Consider the following 26692-nt stretch of genomic DNA (forward strand, 5'->3'; position numbering starts at 1 on the left):
CCCTCCGGCTTGAGGACAAAGCCTTACATGGAGAGTAGTAATTTCATTTTCTTCTTGATAAGAAAACGAAACAAAAGAATCAAGTCAGACAAAGTTTCCCCTCGCTCTGCCGCTGTTCGGCACTTCTATTAAAAGTAAAGTTTTCTATCGAAGACAAAAGCAAGCTCCTTTTAAGAAGAACAACGAACAGCGCCATTCACCCCCACGCCGGCCGAACTGTGTGACGGGCCTCCGCTCCTTCAAAAACAAAGCGATAATCCCCCCCCTTCACCAAGGAGGAAATAGTGTTATTAATGCCAATCAATAGTTGAAATGCGATTAATATCCGTCTTACCTTCTTGTTTCAGTCCGGACCTCGTCTGGTGAGTATAAAAACAAGTTTCGTTTGACGTAAAATCGCGGTTGTTTGAGGTGGCGACGTAAGGAGTAGCCGAGTTTTAGCGATTTAGTCAAAAGAAAAGTAGTTTTTATAGCGAAGCAGGCGCAGTCTTGATTTTCTTTGCTTCCTTTCTTTTATCAAGAAAAGAAAAGGAAGTCAGGGTTTTAGGGATGAAATCCCTTTTGATTGCAAATTAAGTTCCAACTCTTGATTCGCATTATTATATGGATAGTATGAGAATGAGTGCTGCAGCCAGCGGATTGAGGGGGATTGACTCGGCACTAAGCACAGTGCACTACCCATAAAAATCCTGCACAATTTTCTGCATCACTTTATTGGTACGAATGGCACTCTCTCCCGTGCTCACACACTGACCGATGCCCTGCAGCGACTCCACCACTTGCTTAATCAGGTTGTATTGGATGTTTTCGGGGTTCAGGTAGGGATACTCCATCACTTCCCCATCTTTGTAGAGTACAATGGGGGTATGCTCGAATCCGGAAAATTTAATTTTTCCCTGTGTCCCTACAATTTCTATGACGTCTTCTTCGGCATTTTTATGACTCACAAACGACCAGAGACCATTGCCAACCACCCCGTTTTTAAACTGCATAGAGGCACTCACCGTATCTTCCACCTCGTAATAGCCGCCCCTGTTGGCTGCCACGCCAAAAACCGTTTTGACGGGTCCAAACAGATAGTCCAGAAAATCAAGCTGGTGGGAAGCCAGGTCGTAGAAGATGCCCCCACCTGAATGTTCGGGTTGCAGACGCCAGATATCAGCTCCGGCCTCCTTCTCGTAGGAGCGGGCCGCTCGTATCAGGCGCATATTAACATAGAGGGTTTGACCGATCGTTCCGTTGTCAATCAACTCTTTTACTTTCAGAAAACCAGGCAAGGTCCGCCGGTAATAGGCCACAAATAAAGGAACCTGAGTGGCTTTACTCACTTCCAGCATGCGCTGCGCCTGCTTGTACGTGGCCGCCATCGGCTTTTCCACATACACCGCTTTACCGGCTTCCATCGCCCGGATGGCATACTCAGCGTGCGACCCCGGTGGCGTGGCAATGTAGATGGCGTTAATGTCGGGATGCTGAATGAGCTCATCGGCCTTATTGGTCCATTGAGGCACCTGGTGGCGCTCCGCATAGGACGCAGCCTTCTCGCGATCCCGGCGCATCACCATTTTTAAAGCACTGCCCGACACCTTATTGAAAGCCGGCCCGCTTTTTACTTCCGTTACATTTCCACATCCAATAATTCCCCAATTGATTCGTTTTAGCATGACTTCTGGTTTATGTGATAACACGGATTAACTCTTCCTGTAGGGTGAAGATAAAACTTTCTGAAGAATAATGCAGCACCTGAATGCATCGCTAAGCCTGACTCCTTTTGAATAGTATTGAGGCACTGCTCTTTTTAAAGTGCTGATTGGCCCTCGTCCAAACAGGAACCAAACCGGGTGAATGACAAAGGGAAGCTCGTTCAGTCACTGAGAAGCTATAAGTATGGAACCGCGGAGAGCGTTAATGCCTCAGCAAGCTGGTAATGGATGAAGACAGAAAAGGACCGCCGCCTGATTAGGATGGATGCCATCAGGTGACGATCCCTGAATCTTGAACCTTATTTCAGGTAATAGCTTGAATCAATCAACTGGTTTTCGCCATTGGCATAGAGGGCATAGTTAAAGCCTTTATGCAGGCTGTAGGCTCCCACCTCTCCGGCTTTGTTAATGGCCAGGTAACCAATCTGGAAATCCTGATAGCCAGGAATCTTTTTAACAATACGGGCAATGGCTTCTTCAACGGCTTTTTGCGGACTCATTCCCTGGTTCATCAACTCCACTACCAGATACGAACCCAAGGTTTTCATCACCAACTCACCCATTCCGGTGGCCACTGCGCCTCCCACTTCATTGTCGCAATACATGCCGGCACCAATAATGGGGCTGTCCCCTACCCGACCATGCATTTTGTAGGCCAGACCGCTGGTGGTGCAGGCACCTGAAATATTTCCCTGTGCATCGAGCGCCAGCATCCCAATGGTATCGTGATTCTCAATATTAATCAAGGGCTTGTAGTCCGATGTTTTGCGCCATTCCTGAAATTCCTTCTTCGCTTTATCGGTCAGCAGATTTTCTTCTGCAAAGCCTTCCTCTTTAGCAAACTGAAGCGCTCCATCGCCGGCCAGCATCACATGCGGTGTTTTTTCCATCACACGGCGCGCCACCGAGATCGGGTGTTTGATATTTTCCAAGGCACATACAGAACCGGCATTACCCGTCTCATCCATGATACAGGCATCCAAGGTTACAATACCATCTCTGTCGGGACGACCGCCATAGCCTACGGTCATATCGTTGGGGTCCGCTTCCACCACTTTAACGCCCTGTTCAACGGCATCCAGTGCACGCCCACCTTTGCTGAGCACATCCCAGGCGGCCACATTGGCCTGCACGCCATTTTTCCACGTGGCAATCGCCAAGGGTCGGGTCACTTTTTTAGATTTGTGTTTTTTCGGTGTTGCCTGACTTGACTGTCCGGCAGCAATTAAACCCAGTGAAGCCAGTCCACTTTGTTTGATAAATCTGCGTCGAGAACTCATATTTAATAGTTTGTTTTAACAATATGCGATCAATGAATTTTAAAAATTCCTATTTTTGAATCGATAAAACCAAATGTAAGGAAAATAGGTTAAGAATGGCCCCCACACGCTTTGTAGCACACCAAGATGAACATTTTTACGACATAATCGGTGACGTTCATGGACACCACATCCTTTTACAGAAGCTGCTGCTGAAGCTGGGTTACAGCCTTGTTAACGGGGTTTGGGCCCACGCCTACCGAAAAGCGGTGTTTGTGGGTGACTTTATCAGTCGGGGTCCAAACAGCCGGGGAGTCATCCAAATTATTAAGGACATGGTAAAGGCCGATTCGGCTTTGGCCATACTGGGCAACCATGAGGTAAACGCCATCTTGTATTTTAGTAAGGGCGATGATGGAGCTCCACTGAAGATTCCCGGTAACAGCAACAGTAAGCTTCTCTATAAACTGGGCCGTGAATACAATGGGAACAAAGAAGCGCTCAAACAGGATATAAAATGGTTGCGAACACTCCCGCTCTACCTGAAGCTGAATGGCATCAGAGTGGTGCATGCCTACTGGAACGATGCCTACATCAGTCATCTGAACAGCCTCTACAGCAATGGGAAACTTAAAAAGGGCACGCTTAAACAGCTGGCGGATATGACACACCCCCTATCAAGAGCCTTTTTTGAAACCATTAAAGGCATTGAACTGGACATGCCCAGGGATTTAATTATTAAGGATTCTCAAGACATTAAACGTGATAATTTCCGGGTTAAATGGTGGATGGATCCCCACGGGAAAACATTCAAAAGCTTAAGTTATGGCAATAAGTTTGAACTGCCCGACTACACCATTCCGTCCGAAATCATCGAAGAATATGAAGTTTATACACCACAAGGGCCGGCTGTGTTTATCGGCCATTACTGTATGGGCAAAGGTCCCCTACTGGCTGCCGCTAACATCTGTTGCGTGGATGCCTGCGTAACCGGTTCTGGCCGTTTGGCAGCCTACCGTTATAGTGGCGAAGATGAACTGGATGAATCCAATTTTATTTTTGTAAAACGCGACCGCCCATAAGTGGTTATTGGCTGTACGCTGTAACTAAGTTTCTAATTAACACCACAATCCATTTTCCTGTTGTCGCCAATAGTGAGCCCGGGACGAAATACCAGGCCTGCTTGTGGCGTTCGATCTTGTCATTCCAAAAGGAAAAAGTGGAACGGGCAATGACTGGCGCCTGAGCCATGTTGTGCCACACCTGTAACAGATAAACAAATCAACCATCAACTCTATTGTTAAATCAATGGCGGACAAGCGGGTGAATACCGGTTCTTTTCATATCCTGCACCCTCAGTGCTCACCATTCATCCATCCCGCCTTAAGCATCTGCTCATGAGGCATGAGTGTTGTTTTCAGCACTAACAGGTTTAGACACTGAAGCCTGAAGGGGTCGTCCTCAACCTAATTCTAATAAGTATTAAGATTGTAAAATATTATTTTAAACTACAATATTAATCTAATACAATTTATATATATTTAACTAAAATTTAATACGATGCAAAGAATAGTACTTTTAGTTTTTACGGCATTCCTCATAGCCGCCTGTGAGAAGTATGATGACAGTGCTTTAGTGAAGCGAATAGAAGCACTCGAAAACTCGGTGGAGGCTTTGGAGGCGAGCTATCAGAATGATATTAAGGCCGCTCAGCTATCTATTAATGAATTGATGGCCTTGTATACCGACCACGAAGGTCGGATAAATGGGAACAAAGAACAGATAGCAGCTCTAATAACCGCATTGGAGGCAATGGTCGATAAGTTGCTTGTTCTGGAAGAGAAGATTGCTTTACTGGAAGGTGCAGATAGTGCCTTAAAGAATGAGCTGGCAGCTGTCAAGGCAGAGGCCCTAAATGCTCTAGAAGAAGCGATGAGGGCTAATGAGCGGATAGATAATATGGCTTAGAAACAAACGGGCAATCAGGCGTTTGGAAATAAGAAATACAGTGGCCTAATTGTATCCAACAGGACTATAAATCCGCACGCTGGTGCGGATTTGTCAATCAATTACCCATTCTAACCATTTTCTCTTTAGTTGAAAGCTCTGGCTAAGCACCAGACTTGTATGAAACAGGAAAAGCCTGTAACAAGGCTATTTCTTCTTTGTAAAAAAGGCCACAACAGCCGAGGTGATGGCGCCCATCATCACTGCTCCAACCATGCTCTGTTTGATGTAAGTATTCAGGTTGAAAAATGCCTCCACCTGCTCCCGTTCTTGTCCCTGACCCACGGAATACTCAATGATATTGGTGAAATACTCGGGCGATATGTATTGGTGAATAAGAAACTGCCCCATCGGACTCAGCAGCGAAACGATAACGGCGATAATCAAGCCGCTGAGAAAACCTTGCGACCAGCTCATTTTACCTCCCAAAGACCTGCGTTTATCCAACAAGGCCAGTACATAAATAATGATGGCCGGTATCACAAAAAAATTGGTGAGGATATGGTGCCTGTCAATGCGCTCGCTATGCAGGCCAATGGCTTTTTCGAAGATGGTCCACCCGACTATGGCCGCAAAAAAGAGAAGGCCCCATTTAAGTTCAAGTGTAATTTTTCTCATCGGCATCGTTTTTTGGTTCAACAGGCAAAGCTTTTGCCTTTGTTCATGATTATTCACCTGTTTTTAACAGTTAACCATCCTGTTGGTTCAAACCAGCAAAAAGGCAGCAATAAAGGACGCAGGCAAGAAATGGCCTTATACACAAAAAGAGGCCAACCACCCACCAAAAAGCAGATCGTTAGCCTCCTGTAAATCATTCAATCAGCTCTGTTAAAGCTTTTCAATAATGCGGTTAAACGTAGTACTCGGACGCATGGCTCTGGTGGCCAAATCAAAAACGGGTGCATAATAACCGCCAATATTCACTGCCTGACCTTGCGCTGCGTTTAACTCATTAACAATCATCGCCTCATGGGCGCTCAACTCTTTGGCAATTGGCTCGAAAATTTGCTTTAAATCAGCGTCTTTATCTTGCGCCGCCAGTGCCTGAGCCCAATACATAGCCAGGTAGAAGTGACTGCCCCGGTTATCCAGTTCGTTCACCTTGCGCGATGGCGATTTGCGATTGTCCAGCAGAATGCCGGTCGCCTCATCCAATGTTTCAGCCAGTACTTTTGCCTTTGAATTATCGCTCGTATTACCCAGGTGCTCCAGCGAAACTGCCAGGGCCAAAAACTCACCTAAAGAATCCCAGCGCAGGTGCCCTTCCTGCTCAAACTGCTGCACATGCTTGGGTGCTGAGCCGCCTGCACCGGTCTCAAATAAGCCGCCTCCGTTCATTAAAGGAACGATAGAAAGCATTTTGGCACTGGTACCAACTTCGAGAATAGGGAATAGATCGGTAAGGTAGTCGCGCAATACATTGCCGGTTACTGAAATAGTATCCTCTCCTTTTCTGATGCGCTCCAATGAGAATACAGTGGCTTCCACAGGCGGCATAATATGGATCTCCAGTCCATTGGTATCGTGCTCAGGCAGGTAGGCATTCACTTTTTTGATCAGCTCTCTGTCGTGGGCACGCGCCTCATCGAGCCAGAAAACAGCCGGGTTACCTGTGGCGCGGGCGCGGTTGACTGCCAGCTTCACCCAATCCTGAATAGGTGCATCCTTCACCTGACACATGCGCCAGATATCGCCTGCTTCAACGGCATGCTCGAGCAATGTTGTGCCATCCTGATCGATCACACGTACCACGCCATCAACCGGTATCTGGAATGTTTTATCATGCGAGCCGTACTCTTCGGCTTTCTGCGCCATCAGCCCAACATTGGACACACTTCCCATTGTTGCGGGATCAAATGCTCCATGCTGCTTACAGAAATCAATGGTGGCCTGATAAACGCCTGAATAAGAGCGATCAGGAATAGTAAATAAGGTATCTTTAGCTTGTCCGTCGGGGCCCCACATGCGTCCCGAAGTACGTATGGCTGCCGGCATGGACGCATCAATAATGACGTCGCTGGGCACGTGCAGATTCGTAATGCCTTTATCGGAATTCACCATGGCCAAAGCCGGTTGTTTGGCATAGCACGCATCTATGGCTGCTTCAATTTCCTCTTTCTGCGCTGTTGGTAACTTTGCCAGTTTGGCATATAAATCTCCCAATCCGTTATTGGCCGATATGCCCAATTGCTGGAAAACAGCGCCATATTTTTCAAACACCTCTTTAAAGAACACTTCTACCACCTGACCAAAAATAATTGGGTCAGATACTTTCATCATGGTCGCTTTCAGGTGCACCGAGAAAAGAACATCGTCATTCTTCGCACGCGCAATAGCCTCTTCTAAAAAGCTACGCAAGGCTTTCTTACGCATCACAGCCGCATCGATGATTTCTCCTTTCAGCAAAGCCAGTTCTGGCTTTAACAGGCTCACCTCACCATTATCGGCCGTTAATTCAATGCGTACCATACTGGCTTTATCCACGGTCACCGATTGTTCGCTGCCAAAGAAATCGCCTTCACTCATGCTCAGCACATTGGATTTGGAGTCGGCGCTCCAGGCTCCCATGGAATGAGGGTTTTTTCGAACGTAATTTTTGACCGCCCGGGGTGCTCTTCGATCGGAATTCCCTTCGCGCAATACCGGATTCACCGCACTGCCTTTCACCCGGTCGTAACGTGCCCGTATGGCTTCTTCTTCCGGTGTCTTCGGGTCTTCAGGATAATCGGGCAGTGCATAGCCTTTACTTTGCAGCTCTTTGATGGCTGCCTGCATTTGAGGGATGGACGCACTGATATTGGGTAATTTGATGATATTTGCCTCCGGCGTTTTCGCCAATTCGCCCAATTCCGTTAAAGCATCAGAAATGCGCTGCTCCTCTTTCAGATAGTCCGAAAAATTAGCAATGATACGTCCGGCTAATGAAATATCTCTGGTTTCAACTTCAATACCTGCGGTTTTGGTATACGCTTCAATGACTGGTAATAACGAATAAGTGGCCAGGGCTGGTGCCTCATCCGTTTTGGTGTAAATAATCGTAGGGGTTTGTGTTCTCATTTCAAATCGTTCTTAAATGAATACATGCCTATAGTAACGTTTCATCCTCTATAGTGTTTAGCACTTGCCTAAAGGAAACAACGTCACTGGTTTATAAAGGTTTATTGCTAACACAAATCTACAGGTTTTGACAAACTAGCAACTGACTTATCTCATGGATCAGTTGATTTTATCAGCCGGCAGATGTGTAAACAGCGCCTTCTCTCTTATTCTAAATCGAGGTTGAACTGTTTCCTGAACAAAGCCAGAGCCGGGTTCTTTTCGGCCATCACCTTGTATTTATCGGCTACAGTAAATGCTCTTGGAGCATTTTTATCCTCTTCCTGGGAGATTTCAAAAGTAATATCAATACCGGCATTTCTCAGCGCCCGCTTCAGGTAAGCAACAATGCTGCTTCGCTGCTGATTGAGTTCATGCTCCTGCGTTTTATTGAGCAAGCTGATGCACAAAGATGTTCCTTGCACCACCCGCGGCGGATGATTTTTATAGATCGTATGAATCCGTGGATGGGCCTCGTGCTGTCGCGTAAAATGTCGCCACACTTCGCTCAGTTTTTCACTGTCAAAGGGCTCATTCCATGTTGGATCGATAGGAACATCCTCTTGTTTCCTGGCCTGCTGGGGTGCCCGGTCGCTCTTAGGTTGCTGCACCTTTTGCGCCAGACTCTTCAAGGAAACGGATTTTAATCCACTATGCCCGTTACTCCTTGGCGGGGTGGCCGGAAGCGGTTTTGAACTACTTTTTTTTGCTGTTTGTTGTTGGGAAGACGTATTCGTCCTGGGGGCGGGCGCAACCTTACCTACGGTGATGATGGGGATATCATCCGACGTATCTACTTTTTTTTTTCGGTAAGAATACGCGCCAAACGTATTAGCGCAAACTCAATGTGCAAGCGCTTATTTTTGGCAGCACGGTACTGCTGCTCACTGTCGTTAATCACTTTTAAGGCTTCATACAGGAAATCCACCGTACATTTAGCTGCCTGCTCAATGTATTTTTCTTTGGTGGCCTGGCCCACTTCTAACAGATGTGCTGTTGAGGCATCGCGACACATTAACAGATCGCGCATATGACTGTTTAAGCCAGCCATGAAATGCTGGGCATCAAAGCCTTTAAGCAGAATTTCGTTAAACGTAAGAAGTCCTGTCTTATAATCCTCTGCCAGAAAGGCATCGGTTAGCTTAAAATAATAATCGTAATCCAGCACATTCAGGTTTTCAATCACCTGCTGATAAGTGATTTCTTTTCCAGAAAAAGCCACTATCTGGTCAAAGATGGAAAGCGCATCGCGCATGGCGCCGTCCGCCTTTTGTGCAATCACCGCCAATCCTTCTTCTTCCACCTTCACCTCTTCACTTTCGGCCACATATTTGAGGTGACCAACCGCATCATTGATGGTGATCCGGTTAAAGTCAAATATCTGACAACGGGATAGAATGGTAGGCAGAATCTTATGCTTTTCGGTGGTAGCTAAAATAAAGATGGCATGCCGGGGTGGCTCTTCCAATGTTTTCAGAAAAGCATTAAACGCGGCTTGCGAAAGCATGTGCACCTCGTCGATGATGTAAACCGAATAGCTCCCTAGTTGAGGGGGCACGCGCACCTTGTCAATCAGGCTGCGGATGTCATCCACTGAGTTATTACTGGCCGCATCCAGCTCATGAATGTTGTACGACCGGTTATCGTTGAATGACTGACACGACTCACAGGTGTTACAAGCTTCAAAATCTTCGGAGATATTGGAACAGTTTATTGTTTTAGCAAAAATACGCGCACAAGTGGTTTTGCCCACTCCGCGAGAGCCACAAAACAAATACGCATGCGCTAAATGATTGCTCTTAATGGCATTCTTTAGCGTAGTGGTAATATTGCCTTGCCCCACTACCGAACGAAAGGTCGCTGGTCTGTATTTTCTTGCTGAAACAACGTATTCCATGATTATCTGTCAGTAGTCCAGTGCACTAGCTCAAGTTGTAAATCCACTTGCTCTTAACCGTGACTGAACCGTGTGCTTTTATGCGATGACAAATATACAATTTCTGTCGTTTTGCGAAAGCTTTGAAAAACGGAAGTTATTAACAATCGGGAAATGGACTGCCTTTGGCTTTCTATGGGTGCAATAACTAAGGAGCTCCGTAGTTAAATGGCTCTGATAGCCTTATGAAGTTGATAGACATCGACCAATGCCTATCAACTTGTATTAAAGAACGCCTGCTTAGTTCTATTCCATCACCTTATTTCTTACTGCTGCCTACAAAATAGTCCTCCTTATCGGCAAATAGCACATTAAAGGTGGTGAGGCTGCCATAGGCCCGGGTGATGTATTGCTGGATGTGTACTTTTTCCTCATCACTCAGTGAGCCCGATGAGTTGATGTTTTGCTCCAATACGCGTAGGCGGTCGCGCACCATTACAATTTTCTTGAAAAACATATCGATGGGAATTTCTTTGGCTTGCAGCGAGTCGTTTCCGGGCTGCAACACCAGCTTGCCACCGGTCCATTTCTGGCCCATCTCCACCTCGGCTGGCAAACTGCCGTATTCGTCCAGAACAGAGGCAATGGCCAGCCTTAAATCTCTGGCGGTAATCGTTTCAGGGCGCCCTTCATCCGGACTCTCAATAATACTCAGGTTGGTACTGGTTTTAGGAATTTCCATCTTGCCCCCATCCTCAAAATAAACAATGTAGGCTCCCAGAGTTATTTTGGCAATAATACCCTCTCCATATCGGGGGTGCTCCACGCGTGTTCCTACTTTTACATCTATTGTATTCATTTTGGATCTTTTAAGAAGCCACAACTAAATTGGCATGATTTTTATTGCCTAATTTAGCCAAACAAAATAAAAACAACATACGATGAAGAAAGTATTTCTTGCTATGATGGCAGTCGCATTGATGGTGAGCTGCAAAAGCACTCAGAGTACCAGTCAGAACACAACTGCAAAGCAGAAAGGTGCCAGTGAGCTTTTTATTGAGACAAACCAGTGGGAATTAACAGCCTTTCAGGGACAAACGCCTGAAGAAGCCGGATTCAAGCGCAAACTGCCACTCATGATCATCAATATGGCTGAACAAAAGGTTGGTGGCAACAGCGGCTGTAACTCCTTTGGAGGTGAGGTTATTATTGAGGGCGATACCGTTACTTTTGACAAAGTTTTTTCTACAAAAATGTATTGTGACGGTGTGCCTGAGCACGAATTCTTTCAACTGCTTCAGCAACCTTTAAAATACACGCTTAAGGGTGATGTTTTACAATTTGAGAAAGAAGGAGTTACCCTTATGGTGTTTAAGCTAAAACAAGCAAGCGAAGAGTAACTATTTGCTCTTTAATTATTGAATTGATAATTCCGGTGAAGCATGGAATGATTCAACAATCATTAGCAGATGATGGTGCCGTGCGCAGCTAATGATTCGAATATTAAAATTAATCCGACTCCGGGCGATGCCCCGAGTCGGATTATTCTTTCTATAGCCTTGTTAATCGGCTTGTTTAAATTCATTCAGAATCATCAGCGTATGTGCCGATGACCAGCTGAAATTATAACAGCTCAAACCTTCACCTGTCAATGGGTGATAATTTTCGCGGATTGGCGAGCCTTTCTCGCTCAATCCCTCCGCATTGGTCAGTACCTTTTGTGCCAACAGGGCGGCCTCGGTATCAAAGCCGTAATTACGCAACCCTTTCAGTCCGAACCACACAGGGCTCATCCAAACAGGTCCTCTCCAATAGCCTTTTGGATCGAAACGCGGGTTATCTTTAGCTGCCGTTGGGAAAGGCACTTTCGTATTGAACTGTGCTGTATCCATGAGACTGGCTTTAACCGCTGCTGCCTGCCCGGGGGTGGCCACATTGGCCCATAATACGATCCAGCCTTCCGGTCCTTTGCCACGAGCCGCCAATACTTGCTTGGTGTCGATGTCCACGTCGTAAAAAAAGCCGGTGGCCTCATCAAACATGTTATTGCGAATGAAATCTGCCACTACTTTAGCTTCCTGTTCATATTTTTCAGCCTCTGCCGGCTTATTTAATAGATGAGCCATCTGTGCCAGGTATCTTTTTTCGGCTACCAGAAAAGCATTCAGATCAGCATTCTCCTGATTCATGCTATACCCCACCAGACGACCATTGTAATAGTTTTCGCGCATGATAACGCCCAGGTCTTCATCAAAGCGAATAAAGTTATCGCCCCCGCCTTCCCAGGCAGCTGCTTCAATGCGGTGGTCATGCACCGTGCCATCTTTATCGTGTGCCTGCACGTTGTAGGGATGAATGGTGGCGCCAAACTCACAGATGCCATTCTGATCGTGGTCGCGGTTACGGTACCACCAGTTATGGTAACGCACCAGAGCCGGATACATCTCCACAACAAAACTGGTGTCGTTTGAGTGTTCAAAAACATTCCATACAGCCCAGGCCGCTAATGGCGGTTTTGAGTTTCGCTCGTTCCAGTTGCCAGACCCCTCTTTATCGTCATAATAAAAGATGCAATCGACAATCATACCAGCATCCCACGGACGATCACTGTCGTCATCAGCTATCTGGTAATCAAACATGCTGCGGATATTATTTTTTGCCACTTCCGGCAGGTAAGGCGCCAATCCGGCACTATGCTTCCATGAGTCCCAGGCCCATACGCCGTTGAACCACTTGTAAAAAGTACTTGGCACGACGCCTTCCGTCAAAATTTTACCGCCTGGCGCGCGCCGATTGGTATTAAGTGTCATAAGCGCTTTTGTGCCTGTTTGTAAAGCACGCTTATTGCTTCCAACCCGCTGCTCTACTTTATGGATAAGCTGCTGCCACCGCTGTGTATTATCGGCATGGATGTCGGCAGCACGTTTTATTGTGCTCTCGGCATTGGCGGCCACCTGCAGTTGCTCCTCTTTAGTAAAAGTATAGCTCTGCACCATCGAAACGGTAATCGATTCGTCGGCTGCCACCCGACGCGACGCCTGCTCAGCTACCACATAATCGGTTCCCTCCTGCTCGGCCTTAACAGCTTGCTCAAAATTCAACGAAAAATGATTGCCCGCATGGGTCAGGTAGTTCCAGGTTTCTTTAATTCCCTTAAAAGCAATGCTGATCCCTTTATTGTGAAAATGGAGCTGCATATCATTTTTATAGGGCAGCAGACTGCCCGCCCATTTCAACTGTACTTCATGCTCCTGAGCCGATGTATTGGTGATGGTATAAGTTAGTAAGGCACTTTTAGCATCTGCATAACTCAGGCATATGTGCACATCGAACTCACTGGTTTTTACATGCTGCTCCAACCTTCCCGGATAATAACTTTGAGCTTCCAGGGCCACATACGGACATGATTTCCAGTCACTCCCTTCTTTCTTAAAAATTTGCAGCTGAGCTAACATCCTCGACAGATGTACGGGGTACTCACCCGCAATAATATAGGGACCGGTAAAGCCGCCATAGCAGGAACTGTCTGCCGGCAAGAAATAACCAAACCAGGCTCCCTTATCAGCAAATCCAGTGTTAAAATGGTTGCCACCCGGCAGCGGGCTCTCCGGGTTAAATTGGATGTTAAGCAGATTAGCCAATGACTCATCCTGGTCTGCCCTAAACCCTTTATCGGGAGGAGAGCAGCCCATCACAAGTGCTGTGAGCACCATGAGTATATACTGTTTCTTCATAATTACTTACTTAAGGTGAAATGATACATATAGGTCCACCGCCAGAAAACCTGTAACGGTGGACCCGGTTAACTATTTGAGTTCTAATCGTCCCATCTCAAATTTGTTAACACCTTTAGTCAATGGTATAATTGTAAATGAATAGCTGTAATGTCCGGATGGTAAGCAGTATTCGGGATGCACCCGGGCTCCCCAGCTGTTATCGCCGGCCACTCCTGTTTGAGCTAAATCGATAAATAAAGAGTAATACGCCCCTTCCTGCAGCGAGCCACCATGCTTAAGTGGTTCATCTTTTGTTTTGTGATACAACTCTTTATATTCGAAAGGCAACGCGTTGGCACAAATGGGCTGATCGCCCTGGATAAGCAGTCCATAACCATCGTTGTTATTCAGGCTTAACCAGCGTACATCCGTTTTGTAACCTGTTTCCTGAGGCCGCACATAAGGAAAATACTGGTCGAGAACTGCCCCCGTGTAATGCCCGATAAAAGCAGATGTTTTGCGATCAGCGTAGTTTTCGTGCGGTCCACGCCCCAACCACTCCAGCTCAGTGAGCTGCTTATTGACCAGCGCATACAATCCCACGCGTGGCAGCTCAGGCAATTGCTTGTCGGCCTTCAGCTGGTAGTCCACTTTAATGGCACCGTTAGGTAAAATGCGGTATACAATGTTCACAAGTGCTTTGGTCTCCTCATCATGTAGCTGGGTGCTGATAATGAAGTCAGTACCTGTCTCTTCAACAGTAAAATCGACACACTTCATGCGCTCACCCGCCTTTTTCCATTGCGCCAACCTTGCTGTCGCATTATTACCTAAATCATTATCGGTTAAAGCCCGCCAAAACATAGGGCGCAATTCAGATTGAATGAGTGGTAGCTTATCAATGGAATAGTTGGTAAGCGTTCCCTTTTTCTTATCAAAGCTTATGGCCACCTTGCCTGCTGTTACTGTCAATTCACCCGGCGAATCCTCCAGCTGCAGTTTTCCTCCCACTTTTTTAGTGGGTCTGCTTTTATGCCAAGGTAAAACCACTTGCTCTGCTGCTACTAAATGACCGGCGGGCACTTTGGGCTTCGCCACCTTCGTATGCGCCTCCAGATTAAGCAAATAGATAGCTCCCCCTTTTACCGCCGTTTGTTTTAGTGGGACCGTTACCAGCTCTGACTGACCTGCCTGCAGAACCGGCACATCAAGGTATCCCTTTTGAATAACCCGTCCATCTTCGAGCAACTGGTAAGTGAAAGAGTAGTTGCCGGAGTTTTGGAAATCAAAGCGATTGGTAATTTTTATTTGATTGCCTGCCATTGGTACGGCTTCAAAATGGAAGTTCTGGTAAACCTTTTTCACTTCCCATATGTGCGGGTTGAGCGAACGATCGGCCGCTACCAATCCATTGGCACAGAAGTTACTGTCGTTTACCACACCCACAAAGCCCATATCGCCGCCATAGGCCCATATATCGTTGCCTTTATCATCTTCGATGGCAAAGGTCTGGTCCACCCAGTCCCAGATAAAGCCACCCTGCAATTGGTGATGCTTGTATATTAAATCCCAGTAATCCTGAAGGTTACCCACACTGTTACCCATTGCATGCGCATACTCACAAAGAATTAATGGGCGTGTTTGCAAACGGTTAGTATGGCGTTTTAGATGCCACGGACGCGCATACATCGGACAAATAATATCTGTATAAGGTGCATCGCCAGCATCTTCTGACTGAATGGGACGCGTATCGTCAATCGATTTCATCAAATCGTAACAAGCCTGCCAGTTAGGTCCGTCGCCTGACTCATTACCCATGGACCAAATAATGATGGAAGCATGGTTTTTGTCGCGCTGCACCATGCGCTCTACCCTATCCAGATAGGCGTTGAGCCACATGGGTTGATTGGCTGTGGCCTTATCGGGCGCATAGCCCATTCCATGCGATTCAATATTGGCTTCTCCAACCAGATATAATCCGTATTTATCACATAGATCATACCATTCCTCGCGGTTAGGATAATGGCTGGTGCGCACCGCGTTAATATTGAACTGTTTCATCAGCTCAATGTCCTTTTCCATGCTCTCCATGGAAACCACCCGACAGTTATTGGGATCGTGCTCATGGCGGTTAACGCCTTTTATGAGAATGGGCGCTCCATTAACCAATAACTGGCCACCGCTAATCTCCACACTTCTGAAGCCCACCTGACGGGTCGTTGTTTCAATTATTTCGCCACTTTTTGTTTTGTGCGATATTTGCAACCAATACAAGTTCGGCTGTTCGGCATTCCATTGTTTCACTGCGGGCAATTGGGTATTAAAGCTGTTTTTTTGACCAGCCACTCCTTTGTCGGTAAAGATGCACTCGGTGCCATCAAACAAACTAATCTCGATCTGATCTTCCTGCTCATTACTGCCCCTGAATGTGGTGGTCAGCTCAAAGATACCATCGGTATAAGTTTCATCTAAACCAGCTTTCACAAAAAAGTCGAAGAGGTGAAATTTTGGACGTGCCACCAGAAACACATCGCGTTCCAGTCCGCTCACCTTCCAGTAATCCTGATCCTCAAGATAAGCACCATCGCTGAAGCGGTACACTTCGAGCGCCACACTGTTTTCACCAGCCTGTAAATACTTGGTAATGTTGAATTCAGCCGGCACTTTACTGCCCTGACCATATCCTACTTTCTGTCCATTCACCCAAATATAAAAGGCGGACTTCACACTACCCAGGTGTATAAATATTTCTTTCTCATTCCACTCAGCCGGAATAGTAAAAGAGCGCTTATAGCTCCCAACCGGGTTGAAATCCTCAGGCACAAAAGGTGGGTTAGCAGGGAACGGGTAAGGAACATCGGTATAAATTGGCGTACCAAAACCTTCCATTTCCCAGTTGGCCGGCACCTTTATATCATCCCAGCCACTAACGTCATAATCAGGCTTGTAGAAATCCTGCGGCCGATCGGCGGGCTTTTTTACAAAATTGAACTTCCAGGTACCATTTAGCGATTGAATAAAAGGGCTGCTGAATTTATCGCGCCAGGGATCTAATGATTCGCTATCGAACGGTGTAAAGGTGGCATGAGCAGGCTCTTTATTAACAGAAAAAATTTCTGTGTTTTCCCAGTCATGCTTGCCTTGCTTTTGCTTTGAGCAGCCAACAATGGCGAGCAAAACAAATACTATTGCTGCTAATTTCTTCATAATCCATTAATTGATTTGATTGATGGCCAATGGTTTTGCATTTATACGACCATTAATCAGGCATATCTTAACGATTCTTTATAATAAGTAAGGGTTGATTGGTCGTGTTTTTATCAGGCGACAAATTCTCGTCTCAACGATCGTTACTAAAACACTTCGAGAATCATTGTCACCAGTACTGGCACTAAAATAGTTAGAATAATTCCACTGAAGATGGCAATAATGCCATACTCCTTGCCCGTGAACTTAACAATAATAGGCAAAGTTGTGTCCATGGCGGTTGCACCGCCGGAAGCTATACCGGCCAGTTTTCCGAAATATTTGACCAGCACAGGAACGGCTAACAGTGTGATGATTTCCCGGAAGATATTAGATAATAAGGCGATGACGCCCAGCTCTTCGCTATGCAATTGGCTGATAAATATGCTGGAAAGCGAATAGTACCCAAATCCGGCACCTACGGCAGTGGCCTCTTTAATAGTAATGTCGGCCAACATCAGTGAGATTGCAGCTGCACCCAGTAAACTGCCAACGATCACGGTTAGTGGCACTAACACCACTTTAAAATTCAACTTCCGCAATACGTAAAATGCATTTTTATCGCTGCCAATGCTGATACCAACCAGAAACATCAGCACAAAAAGGGCGTAAGTTGTTAAATCGTCACTTAGCAGCCACTCCGGAAACACGGAATAAATACCTCCCAATAAGCCCACTGCAAAAAAAGCCAGTATGATTAAACTTCCTTTCATTATTACTTTCTGTTTTTGGGTTTAAAAAAGAAATGATAGACCAGCCAGGCCATTAATACACTGCCACCTACGGCTCCAAAAGTGAGCCAGAATGCCTGGTAGCCAATTCTGGAAAAATTATTGATGATATCTTTGTTGATACCTACTGATATTCCCAAAAGAAATAAGAGCAGATACACCGACCAGGTAACGGCTGTATCAACACCTTTGCGTGTCTTTTCTTTGTCGCGTAATAGCCAGCCAATGGCAATACCAATGGCAAACAGGGCAATAACAATGTATGAAGTCATAGTTTCAAAAATAGCTTTTTATTAGCTAATGTGAAACGAGCCCGCCGAAACGGGCCCGATTCAAAATACATCCAAATCACACACTAAAATTAGTTTATTTCCTTAGGGCACTATTAGAAATAATTTCTTTTTGAGGAATTGGGAAGAAAGCATGCTGCTCTAATCTGAAGTATTTTCTTCCAGCTGCATTCATGGCTTCCTCTAGCTTGCCCCAACGGCGCAAATCGTAAAAACGCATCCCTTCCATGGTAAACTCCATGATTCGTTCGAATTCGATCTGCTCTCTCACACCTTGCTGGTCCAATCCGGTAACTGCAGGCATTTTTCCGTGCACCGCTCTCACCTTGTTAATCCAGGTAAGTGCATTCTCAGGTTCATTTAACTCATTTAACACCTCGGCATACATGAGCAATACATCGGCATAGCGCAATAGTGGAATATTTACTGATGACTCATCCTCCCAAAATTCGCCATTGGCCGGCAGGTATTTTCTAAAGGCTACATCACTGTAATCTACACCAGCCACCTGCTCATTAGTCCACTCGCCAGCCTGATACCAACCACATAAGGTATTCCAGGTGTACTCAAAGAATGGCGGGTTGTTCTCATCATTGTAATAGGGATGATCAAATATTAAAGACCCCACAACCCGGTGATCATAACCGCCATCAGTGGCAGTCATTCCCTCTTTAGTCATGATCTCAAATAAGTTATCTGCCGCACGGATTTCGTCCCATCCGCCAAGGTCTCCTACTTTTAACCAACTATGAGAAGGGAATTTATAAAAAGCCCCACCTGCGGTTATAGGCGTCAACTGCAATTCGAACAAGCTTTCAGAGCTATTTTCATTGGTGCCATCAAACATGCTCGGGAAGTTGTCAACCAATTGATAGCTGTAATCTGCTCCTTCAACAACGCTATGAAACAAAGATTTAGCTTCATTTAGATAGTCTGCCTTATTATTTGGTTCTTCGCCTGCTCTGAATAATAAACATTTTGCTGCCATAGAGATGGCTGCTCCTTTAGTTACACGGCCAATGTTCTCAGCTTTGCGGCTAATTGGCAACACTTCAGCGGCCGCCTTAAAATCAGCAATGATATGTTCCCATGCTTCAGTTCTTGGACTAAGGCCTTGTGCGGCATCCTCAACGGAGGTTGCCACTTCATAACGAACAATAATTTCTTCGAAGTTCAATAATAACTTGTGATGATAGAAGCCTCTTAAAAAACGTGCTTCAGCCACCAGTTCAGCTCTTACTTCCGGGTCAATCTTATCATCTCCCATGGCCCCCACAAAAGTAATTACCTGATTCGCATAATTAATTCCTTTGTAGTGCTTATCCCAAAAAGCCGTTACCTGTGTATTACCAAACTCATTGGTAAAATTGGCTATGTCTGTCCAGTTTGGATAGTTAGCCGCATCTTTGCCATATTGAGTTAGATCACTGCGGTAGTTATCAATTACAAACTTTATTTCCGCAAAGGCCCAATAACTGGTTGCACACTCGAGCTGCGAATAGGCTGCTGCAACTGCTCCCTCTGCATCTTCTAAATTGCGGTAAAAATTATCAGAGGTCAAATCATCAGGCGACTCCTGAATTAGTTTATCTTCATCACATGCTACCATTGTTCCTACCAACAAACAGGCAAGAACAAAAGATCCAATATTTCTTATTTTTTTCATTCTTGTAAATTTTTAGATGTTAGAAACTTAACTGCACACCAGTGGTAATCATTCGGGTTTGTGGATACACTGAACGATCAGTCCCAGAATTGAACACATCACGGGAAATTTCAGGATCCAAACCAGAGTAATCGGTTAACGTCAGCAAATTCTGTGCACCTACATAAATACGCAGCTTATCGATGGATACCTTCTCGAGAATAGACTGAGGCAGGCTATAACCAATTTGCAGGTTTTTCAATTTCAGGTAAGCTCCGTCTTCCAGGTAACGGTCGGAAGCCACTTTAGCATTTCCGTTAGGATCGCCTAATACAGCGCGCGGAACCGATGTATTTGTATTGTCTGGTGTCCAGGCATCTAGAGTTGAACTCAAATAGTTGGATCCACCCGACATATTGGATAAATTGTAGCCAATGCCATTATAAATTTTATTGCCGGCTACGCCATACCACAACATCGAGAAATCAAAGTTTTTATAGCTGGCATTAAAGGTCAGCGAATACTCAACTTTAGGCAGGCCTGTTCCCATATACACTTTATCGTCTTCACCAATTGAACCATCCTTATTGGTATCTACAAAGCGAACATCACCTGGCGCAGCTGCTGCCTGAAGGGGAACCCCATCAGCATTTACGTGAGCATCTACTTCTTCCTGACTCTGGAACAAGCCATCTGTTTGGTAGAGGTAAAAAGCACCTACAGGCGAACCAATGCGCGTTTGGTTAGGGAAATGTGAATCACCTAAGAATAGCCCAGAACCATAAATCGACTGATCCGGATTATCTAAAGCGGTCACCTCATTCTTTAATGTTGATAGGGTACCGGTAATGTCATAAGTAAATGGTCGCTTTGGACTATGATAGGTTAATTCCAGCTCCAGTCCCTGGTTTCTCATGGCGGCTGTATTCATTATGCCAGCTTCGAAGCCTGATGAAAGTGGAGGTTGGAAATACATTAATAAGTCCTTGGTATCATTAATATAGTAGTTAATAGTACCAGTAATACGGTTATTCATAAACCCATAATCCAATCCCATATTCAACGATTCTGCTACTTCCCACTTCAATCCGGCATTAGCCATCTCACGAGCGGCGCTCCCTGGCCAAGGGCTTTGACCATTACCACGCACATAACCTAAATCATAGGCATTGGAGTTGCTGATAAGCGCTTGCCACATAAACGGCTGCAGGTTACCTTCGCTTCCTAATTGACCCCATGAAGCACGTAACTTCAGATTACTGATCAATCCGTTATCTTTCAAAAAGCCTTCCTCTGTAAGGCGCCACCCAATAGCTGCTGATGGGAAGGTACCATACTGGTTCTTAGAACCAAATTTTGATGAACCATCGCGTCGAACAGAAAATTGAACTAAATACTTACTGGCAAATGAATAATTAACACGGCCAAACATTGAGATGCGGGTATAGGTCCAGTTGCTACCATTGGCTGCAAACTCCCCTCCTTCTCCGGCGTTTATCGTACTAAAGTTTTTGTCCTGAAAGCCAGCAGGCTTGATCACGGTAACCAGAGATCCACCTTCTACACTGTGCTCATTCATGTAGCCTAATGCAGTTGCACCAGTCCAACCATAGTTCTCTTCCTGATACGAGTAACCTAAAACAGCATCAAAACTATGCTCGTTGATTTTTTTGTTAAATATCAGTAAGTTTTCCATCAACGACTCCGTGTATTTAGCACGTGTTTCTTCTACAGAGGTATAACTAACTCTGTCCTGCTGACGATCCTGGTGCGGAACAACATGAAATGTTGTGTACTCAGAAGATGTTTTATAACCCCCATTTACTTTATACTTCAACCACTCAAATAAATTTAAAGTTCCGGAAATATTGGCTGTTACATATTCTTCCTCATAACCACCCTGACGATAGTTTTGACGGGCAATTGGGTTACGGTGATCGGGTATACCGGCGTAGGTCATTCCATAGCCCCACTCAGCATTCTCGTCATAAACCGGAATCAGTGGAGAAATTTTATAGGTTTCAGTCATGCTATAAAATGGCGTATCCTCATTTTTACCTGAATAGGACAAGTTAGCATCCACGTCCAGAATCCCTTTTGTTAGGCCAATGCGTGCCCGCCAGTTGTTACGTCGGAAATCTGATCCAATCAGCGTTCCCTTTTCATCGGCCATTCCTCCCGACAAGCTGTAGGTAATATTTTCACTACCTCCACTCAGGCGCACGTTGTGATTTTGAAGCATACCGGTTCTGAATACCTGATCCTGCCAATCAGTATCCGCCTTAGGAGCAAAGCCATCTGTTAAATACTCTGGCAAATCTTCACCTGCATTCTGGTACATCATTTTATGTACGTTGATGTATTCCTGCGAGTTTAGTAAATCGAAATTATTTACGGAGTTAACAACGCTCACATTAGATGTAATGTCAATTTTAACTTCTCCCTTTTTTCCGCGTTTGGTAGTCACCAAGATAACTCCGTTAGCCGCTCTGGAGCCATAGATAGCCGCTGCTGCACCATCTTTTAACACCTCCATTGACTCAATATCATTCGGGTTAATATCATTGAGGTTACCTCCAATAAAGCCATCCACTACAATCAACGGCGTATTTCCGCCCAGTGTACCTACACCTCGAATTTTAATGCTTACGCCTGAACCGCCAGGAGCTCCGCTACCTTTGGTGATGTTCACACCCGCAATGCGTCCTTGCAGCCCTTCAGCCGGGTTGGCGGCCGCCACCTTTGTCAGGTCATCGCTTTTAACGCTCGCTACCGCTCCTGTCAAATCGCTTTTCTTTTGTACACCATAACCTACAGCAACCACTTCATCGAGTCCAATGGACTCCTCCACCAAAGTGATATCTATCTGTGTGCGACCACTAACAGCAATGGTTTGTGTTTCGAAACCAATAAAAGAAAATACAATATTTTGGTCGTTTCCCTCTACTGCTAACTCGTATTCGCCATCGATATTAGTGATGGTGCCGGTAGTGGTTCCTTCAATAAACACATTAACACCAGGCAATGATTCGCCGTTCAGACCAATCACACGCCCTTTTACTGTGCGTTTCACATCCTGCTCATAAGCCATTTCCGGCTGTTCCTCCAGGATGATGATTACCTGATCATTAATTTTATAAGTCAGACCAGTGCCTTCCAGTGCTTTATCTAACACTTCGGAGAGTTGGCCTCCTTGCAGGGTGTTTGCTAACTGCTTATCGAGATTTACCTGCTCATCCTGATAAAAGATTGTAAAAGTTGATTGCTTTTCGATTTGATCAAATACATGTTTCAAGGTATTCTGACCACGTTTGAGGTTGAGCTTTACATTCTGCGAATAGCTTGTTGCAGAGAGCTGAACCATTCCGAAAATCATTAAAACTACTGTTAGTTTCATAATCTTCCAAAATTTTGGATTTAGACATGACACGACGGGTCTCATGCCATTCAAATTTTTTTTCATACTTTTGAATGATTTACTTTTAAACTTGTTTTAAATTTATCAGGCCGGATAGATGTTGCCGCATCGCTCCGGCCGCTTTTGTTTATTAGCGGCCCTACTTCATAGGCTATGGTTTTATGAGTGTTACATATATTTTTCCATCTTTTGAATGGTATTTAACGGGCGTTGTCATTTGTATCACATCCAGCACTTGCCAAATGGTTTCTTTATTTTTGAATTTACCCGTGAAAGTGATGTCTTTGAAATCATTGGTGTCGAATACAATGTCAACATCGTACCAGCGCTCCAGCTTCATGATTAGCTCTTCAAACCCCGTACTCTGGAAGTAAAACCCATGATTGGTCCAGGTGGTTTCCAGTTCAAGATTGGCTGGCGACACATCTAGCTGACCATTCTTCAGCACTGCTTTTTGCCCCGGTTTTAGAATGAGTGACTTGGCCACTTCAGCTCCTCTCACAGTCAGCTCTACGCTCCCATCAACTAATGTTGTTTCGATGCGCCTGGCCTCCGAATAGGCCATAACATTAAATTCGGTTCCTAAAACTTTAACATCGAGTTCACCTGCAGATACGATAAAGGGATGGTTGGCATTGTGCTGTACTTTGAAATAAGCCTCTCCCTTAAGCTGTACTTTTCGTGCATCGCCCCCGAAGTGGGAGGGATAAATCAGCTCAGAGCCGGCATTCAGCTGTACGCTTGTGCCATCGGCCAGGATAACCGTACTTTGTGAGCCATTGGGAACAATAACTTTTGCTGTAGCAACATCGGAGCCATCGTGCTTGGGGAGCATGAATGCCAGATAACTCGCTACGAATACCAGCGCAGCCACTGCAGCTACTTTTAAGGTTTCTTTTAGCCAATAAGGTGCTTTTGCAGCTATCTTCGTCTTTTGCTCCAGTTGTCTCCAGGCTTTGGCTGTCTGGGGAATCTGATAGTCTGACGTTGCGTCAAAAACATCTTTTAACTGGTAGTAGCTTGTCTGATTATCTTTCGATTCTTTGAGCCATGCATGAAGCTGCTTCAACTCCTGCTCGCTCGCCGTCTGATCCAGACTTTTAACTACAATTGTTTCTATGTCGTTCAACTCATTCATCTGTTTTGCTTCTGACTCTACGACAGATGAAAGTTATAAACTACGTCATTTTATGTGAAAAAAAATAAATTTTTTACACTGCACTATTTATCATATCTCGTAACCTACTCATACATCGATAGATGCGAGTTTCTATTGTGCGTAAAGGAAGATTTAATTTTTTTGCTATTTCTTTATTTCGCAGCCCCTGAAAACGACTCAGATCAATTATTTCATAGCATCCTTTTGGCAGGGCTCGCACCATTCGTTGCACCGACTCAATACGCTCATCCTGCAACATACTCTTTTCCTCTTTGTAGTAATCCATTTCCATTTCCATCAGATCAGTATAGATGGAATTGTGATGGTGCTCATGAAGTTTTTGCTGCTCAATGTAGTTAAGTGATAAATTATGAACCACCTTGTACAAGTAGGCTTTCAAAGATATTGTTGCCAGTATATGGTTTCTGTTTTCCCATAGCTTAACAAATGCCTCCTGCACAATATCGGCCGCAACATCGCTCCGATGCACAAATTTTAATGCATAGCGCACCAGATTTTTGTGGTGCGCTATAAAAAACTGCTCAAATTCTTCTTTTGTAGATAGTTGCTTGGGTTGCTGCATTGTTTTTAGTCCTTTGGCACTTTTTTATCCTCTGGAAAACGCTCTTTATATTCTTTCCAGAATAGTCCAACGTCCGTTTTCATCTCTTTGTGCAAAATTAATAATCCCAACAAATTTGGGATAGTCATTAGTGCAATAGTAATGCCCGAAAGCGTCCAAATAATTGTTGTATCCACAAAGGAAGCAATAAAAAACCCGATAACATACAATAAATGATACCACAGTACATATTTTGATCCCCATAAATAGGTAATTGCCCTATCGCCATAATACGACCAGGAAATAGCCGTTGAAAAAGCAAAAAGCAACAGACCGATGGAAACAATGTATTGACCAAAATTGCCCAACCAGCTTTTTGTAAAAGCAATGGCTGTTAGCGGGGCACTGTGAATCAGCGATCGGCCTTCTATCACTATTTGATTACTGCCTTTATGTGAAAACTGGGCTTTGATGCGTTCTAGCAATGATTGCTCACCATCCTTGATAATCAAGTTTCCATCAACAACCTCCAACGATCCGTTATAGGGCTGTGCCCCCTGTTTAACCCTTACGTTTTCGGCCAGCGAACGGGCATGAATAAAGCGAACCGGCGAACTCACCCGACCATCTTTAACCGTAAGCGTACCATCAAACAGAGGCAGCTGCTCTGCTCCGTTTAGATGCTGAGCCAGCTGTCTGCGCCCTTCGTCTGTCTGATCGCTAACCGCAATGGTGTTAACAACCTGTAAATCGGCTACCTGGAAGCGGTTGTCCACCTTATCTTTCCAAACACCCGATGAAAGAAGTACAAAACCGGTTAATGAGCAGATAATAATGGTATCGATAAAAGGCTCCAACAAAGCTACCAATCCTTCAGACACAGGTTCGTGTGCCTTGGCCGCTGCGTGAGCAATTGGGGCAGACCCTTGTCCGGCTTCGTTTGAAAACAACCCCCGATTAACACCTCTGTTAAAGGCAAAGGCAATGCTGGCCCCCAAGAAGCCACCGGTGGCGGATGAGCCTGTAAAAACATCACCCACAACAGCCTGCAGCGATGGCCATATGTTTTGATAGTTAAACAGAATAACGGAAATCGCACCAAGAAAATAGATAAGTGCCATGGCGGGAACCAGGCGCGAAGTCACCATTGCTATCCGTTTAATTCCACCAATGATTACAAAACCAAGCAGTATGGCCAATACCAGACCCGTGATCATATGCGGGATACCAAATGTGGCAAATAGGGAGTTAGAAATACTGTTAATTTGCGGCAGACTGCCAGTTCCAAAGGATGAAAGCACTGTTGCCAAGGCAAAAATTCCGGCAATCCAATAACCCGTTTTAATGGTTTTACCTCCAGGTGTTTTTATATTCAGCCGCTTTTGCATAAAATACATTGGCCCACCTGCAATGGTTCCATCCTGCACTTTCTCCCGATACTTATGAGAGAGCGTTACTTCTACAAATTTTGTTGTCATACCAAACATGGCCGTTACCAGCATCCAAAACAAGGCAGCAGGTCCTCCTAAGTGAACGGCAAATGCCACACCTGCAATATTGCCCGTTCCAACAGTTCCAGAAAGAGCTGTAGTTAGTGCCTGAAAATGGGAGGTGTCGCCTTCGTCATCGTCTTTATCAAATTTGCCCTGTACAATGCGAATGGCATACCTGAAGTATCGTATCTGCGGAAATTTTAAATAGATAGTGAAAAAAATACCGGTACCCAATAAAAGTAGAACAAACCATAAGTGGCTACCGATGTACGAGTCAATCAATAGCAAGAAATCATTTACTGCCTGCATAGATTTTAAGATTTATTTAAAGATTTGTAGATTTTCGTTAACAAATATTAATCTTGAGCCTGATAAAACCAAATTTATTTTGCACCTCGATCAACAAAAACCTTTATCTGATAGTCTCGTATCGCCAATAGGCGTAATTAAGTGTTGGTATCACAAAAAATAAATTATTTTTGTTTTTTTAA

The 26692-nt window shown here is 45.0% G+C and carries 19 protein-coding genes; 3 read left to right on the plus strand and 16 right to left on the minus strand.

Going from position 1 to position 26692, the window contains the following annotated elements; genetic code table 11:
• Positions 1-674: 674 nt before the first annotated feature.
• Together ACSX1H_RS12625 and ACSX1H_RS12630 are read right to left on the minus strand one after the other, a co-directional pair.
• Positions 675-1664, minus strand: a complete 990-nt coding sequence (locus ACSX1H_RS12625) for a Gfo/Idh/MocA family protein (RefSeq protein ID WP_439184416.1) — start codon at positions 1662-1664, stop codon at positions 675-677.
• A 338-nt stretch (positions 1665-2002) separates the two neighbouring features.
• Positions 2003-2983 carry a glycosylasparaginase gene (locus ACSX1H_RS12630; RefSeq protein ID WP_439184418.1) on the minus strand — a complete coding sequence of 327 codons (981 nt, stop codon included), beginning with the start codon at positions 2981-2983 and terminating at the stop codon, positions 2003-2005.
• A gap of 95 nt (positions 2984-3078) precedes the next feature.
• On the opposite strand from ACSX1H_RS12630, the gene ACSX1H_RS12635 reads away from it, so the two are divergent.
• The gene (locus ACSX1H_RS12635) at positions 3079-4044 is read left to right on the plus strand and encodes a metallophosphoesterase (protein ID WP_439184419.1); all 966 of its coding nucleotides are present in this window, start codon (positions 3079-3081) and stop codon (positions 4042-4044) included.
• 478 nt (positions 4045-4522) lie between these two features.
• Positions 4523-4930 (plus strand): hypothetical protein, encoded by a 408-nt coding sequence (locus tag ACSX1H_RS12640; RefSeq protein WP_439184421.1) that lies wholly within the window; start codon positions 4523-4525, stop codon positions 4928-4930.
• A gap of 186 nt (positions 4931-5116) precedes the next feature.
• Here ACSX1H_RS12640 and ACSX1H_RS12645 read toward each other — a convergent pair whose 3' ends face one another.
• The 5 genes from ACSX1H_RS12645 to ACSX1H_RS12665 form a co-directional block, all read right to left on the minus strand.
• On the minus strand, positions 5117-5587 hold the full coding sequence (locus ACSX1H_RS12645; protein WP_439184423.1) for a DUF4199 domain-containing protein: 471 nt from the start codon (positions 5585-5587) through the stop codon (positions 5117-5119).
• A 210-nt stretch (positions 5588-5797) separates the two neighbouring features.
• Positions 5798-8026 (minus strand): NADP-dependent isocitrate dehydrogenase, encoded by a 2229-nt coding sequence (locus tag ACSX1H_RS12650; protein ID WP_439184424.1) that lies wholly within the window; start codon positions 8024-8026, stop codon positions 5798-5800.
• Positions 8027-8232: 206 nt separating this feature from the next.
• Positions 8233-8697 carry a DUF8439 domain-containing protein gene (locus ACSX1H_RS12655; protein ID WP_439184425.1) on the minus strand — a complete coding sequence of 155 codons (465 nt, stop codon included), beginning with the start codon at positions 8695-8697 and terminating at the stop codon, positions 8233-8235.
• A gap of 161 nt (positions 8698-8858) precedes the next feature.
• Positions 8859-9962: a DNA polymerase III subunit gamma/tau gene (locus ACSX1H_RS12660; RefSeq protein WP_439184426.1), complete on the minus strand. Its 1104-nt coding sequence runs from the start codon at positions 9960-9962 to the stop codon at positions 8859-8861.
• A 298-nt stretch (positions 9963-10260) separates the two neighbouring features.
• Positions 10261-10800, minus strand: a complete 540-nt coding sequence (locus tag ACSX1H_RS12665) for a DUF8685 domain-containing protein (protein WP_439184427.1) — start codon at positions 10798-10800, stop codon at positions 10261-10263.
• A gap of 82 nt (positions 10801-10882) precedes the next feature.
• Here ACSX1H_RS12665 and ACSX1H_RS12670 point away from each other — a divergent pair, with 82 nt between their 5' ends.
• A complete protein-coding gene (locus ACSX1H_RS12670) occupies positions 10883-11341 on the plus strand; it encodes an META domain-containing protein (RefSeq protein WP_439184428.1) in 459 nt (152 codons plus the stop codon).
• Positions 11342-11503: 162 nt separating this feature from the next.
• Here ACSX1H_RS12670 and ACSX1H_RS12675 read toward each other — a convergent pair whose 3' ends face one another.
• The 9 genes from ACSX1H_RS12675 to ACSX1H_RS12715 all read right to left on the minus strand — a co-directional run bounded on the left by ACSX1H_RS12675 (position 11504) and on the right by ACSX1H_RS12715 (position 26510).
• Positions 11504-13675, minus strand: coding sequence for an MGH1-like glycoside hydrolase domain-containing protein (locus ACSX1H_RS12675; protein WP_439184429.1), 2172 nt, complete (start codon positions 13673-13675; stop codon positions 11504-11506).
• 72 nt (positions 13676-13747) lie between these two features.
• Positions 13748-16864 carry a beta-galactosidase, LacZ type gene (gene lacZ, locus ACSX1H_RS12680; RefSeq protein WP_439184430.1) on the minus strand — a complete coding sequence of 1039 codons (3117 nt, stop codon included), beginning with the start codon at positions 16862-16864 and terminating at the stop codon, positions 13748-13750.
• A gap of 146 nt (positions 16865-17010) precedes the next feature.
• Positions 17011-17616: a LysO family transporter gene (locus ACSX1H_RS12685; RefSeq protein ID WP_439184431.1), complete on the minus strand. Its 606-nt coding sequence runs from the start codon at positions 17614-17616 to the stop codon at positions 17011-17013.
• 2 nt (positions 17617-17618) lie between these two features.
• On the minus strand, positions 17619-17906 hold the full coding sequence (locus ACSX1H_RS12690) for a LysO family transporter (protein ID WP_439184432.1): 288 nt from the start codon (positions 17904-17906) through the stop codon (positions 17619-17621).
• Between the two features lie 94 nt (positions 17907-18000).
• Positions 18001-19590: a RagB/SusD family nutrient uptake outer membrane protein gene (locus tag ACSX1H_RS12695; RefSeq protein ID WP_439184433.1), complete on the minus strand. Its 1590-nt coding sequence runs from the start codon at positions 19588-19590 to the stop codon at positions 18001-18003.
• Positions 19591-19609: 19 nt separating this feature from the next.
• The gene (locus tag ACSX1H_RS12700; protein ID WP_439184434.1) at positions 19610-22966 is read right to left on the minus strand and encodes a TonB-dependent receptor; all 3357 of its coding nucleotides are present in this window, start codon (positions 22964-22966) and stop codon (positions 19610-19612) included.
• A gap of 172 nt (positions 22967-23138) precedes the next feature.
• Positions 23139-24125: a FecR family protein gene (locus ACSX1H_RS12705; protein WP_439184435.1), complete on the minus strand. Its 987-nt coding sequence runs from the start codon at positions 24123-24125 to the stop codon at positions 23139-23141.
• Between the two features lie 73 nt (positions 24126-24198).
• Positions 24199-24729, minus strand: coding sequence for an RNA polymerase sigma-70 factor (locus tag ACSX1H_RS12710; protein WP_439184436.1), 531 nt, complete (start codon positions 24727-24729; stop codon positions 24199-24201).
• Between the two features lie 5 nt (positions 24730-24734).
• Positions 24735-26510 carry an alanine/glycine:cation symporter family protein gene (locus tag ACSX1H_RS12715; RefSeq protein ID WP_439184437.1) on the minus strand — a complete coding sequence of 592 codons (1776 nt, stop codon included), beginning with the start codon at positions 26508-26510 and terminating at the stop codon, positions 24735-24737.
• Positions 26511-26692: the final 182 nt, after the last annotated feature.

This window comes from Carboxylicivirga taeanensis (assembly GCF_051851475.1).
Taxonomy (GTDB): domain Bacteria; phylum Bacteroidota; class Bacteroidia; order Bacteroidales; family Marinilabiliaceae; genus Carboxylicivirga; species Carboxylicivirga taeanensis.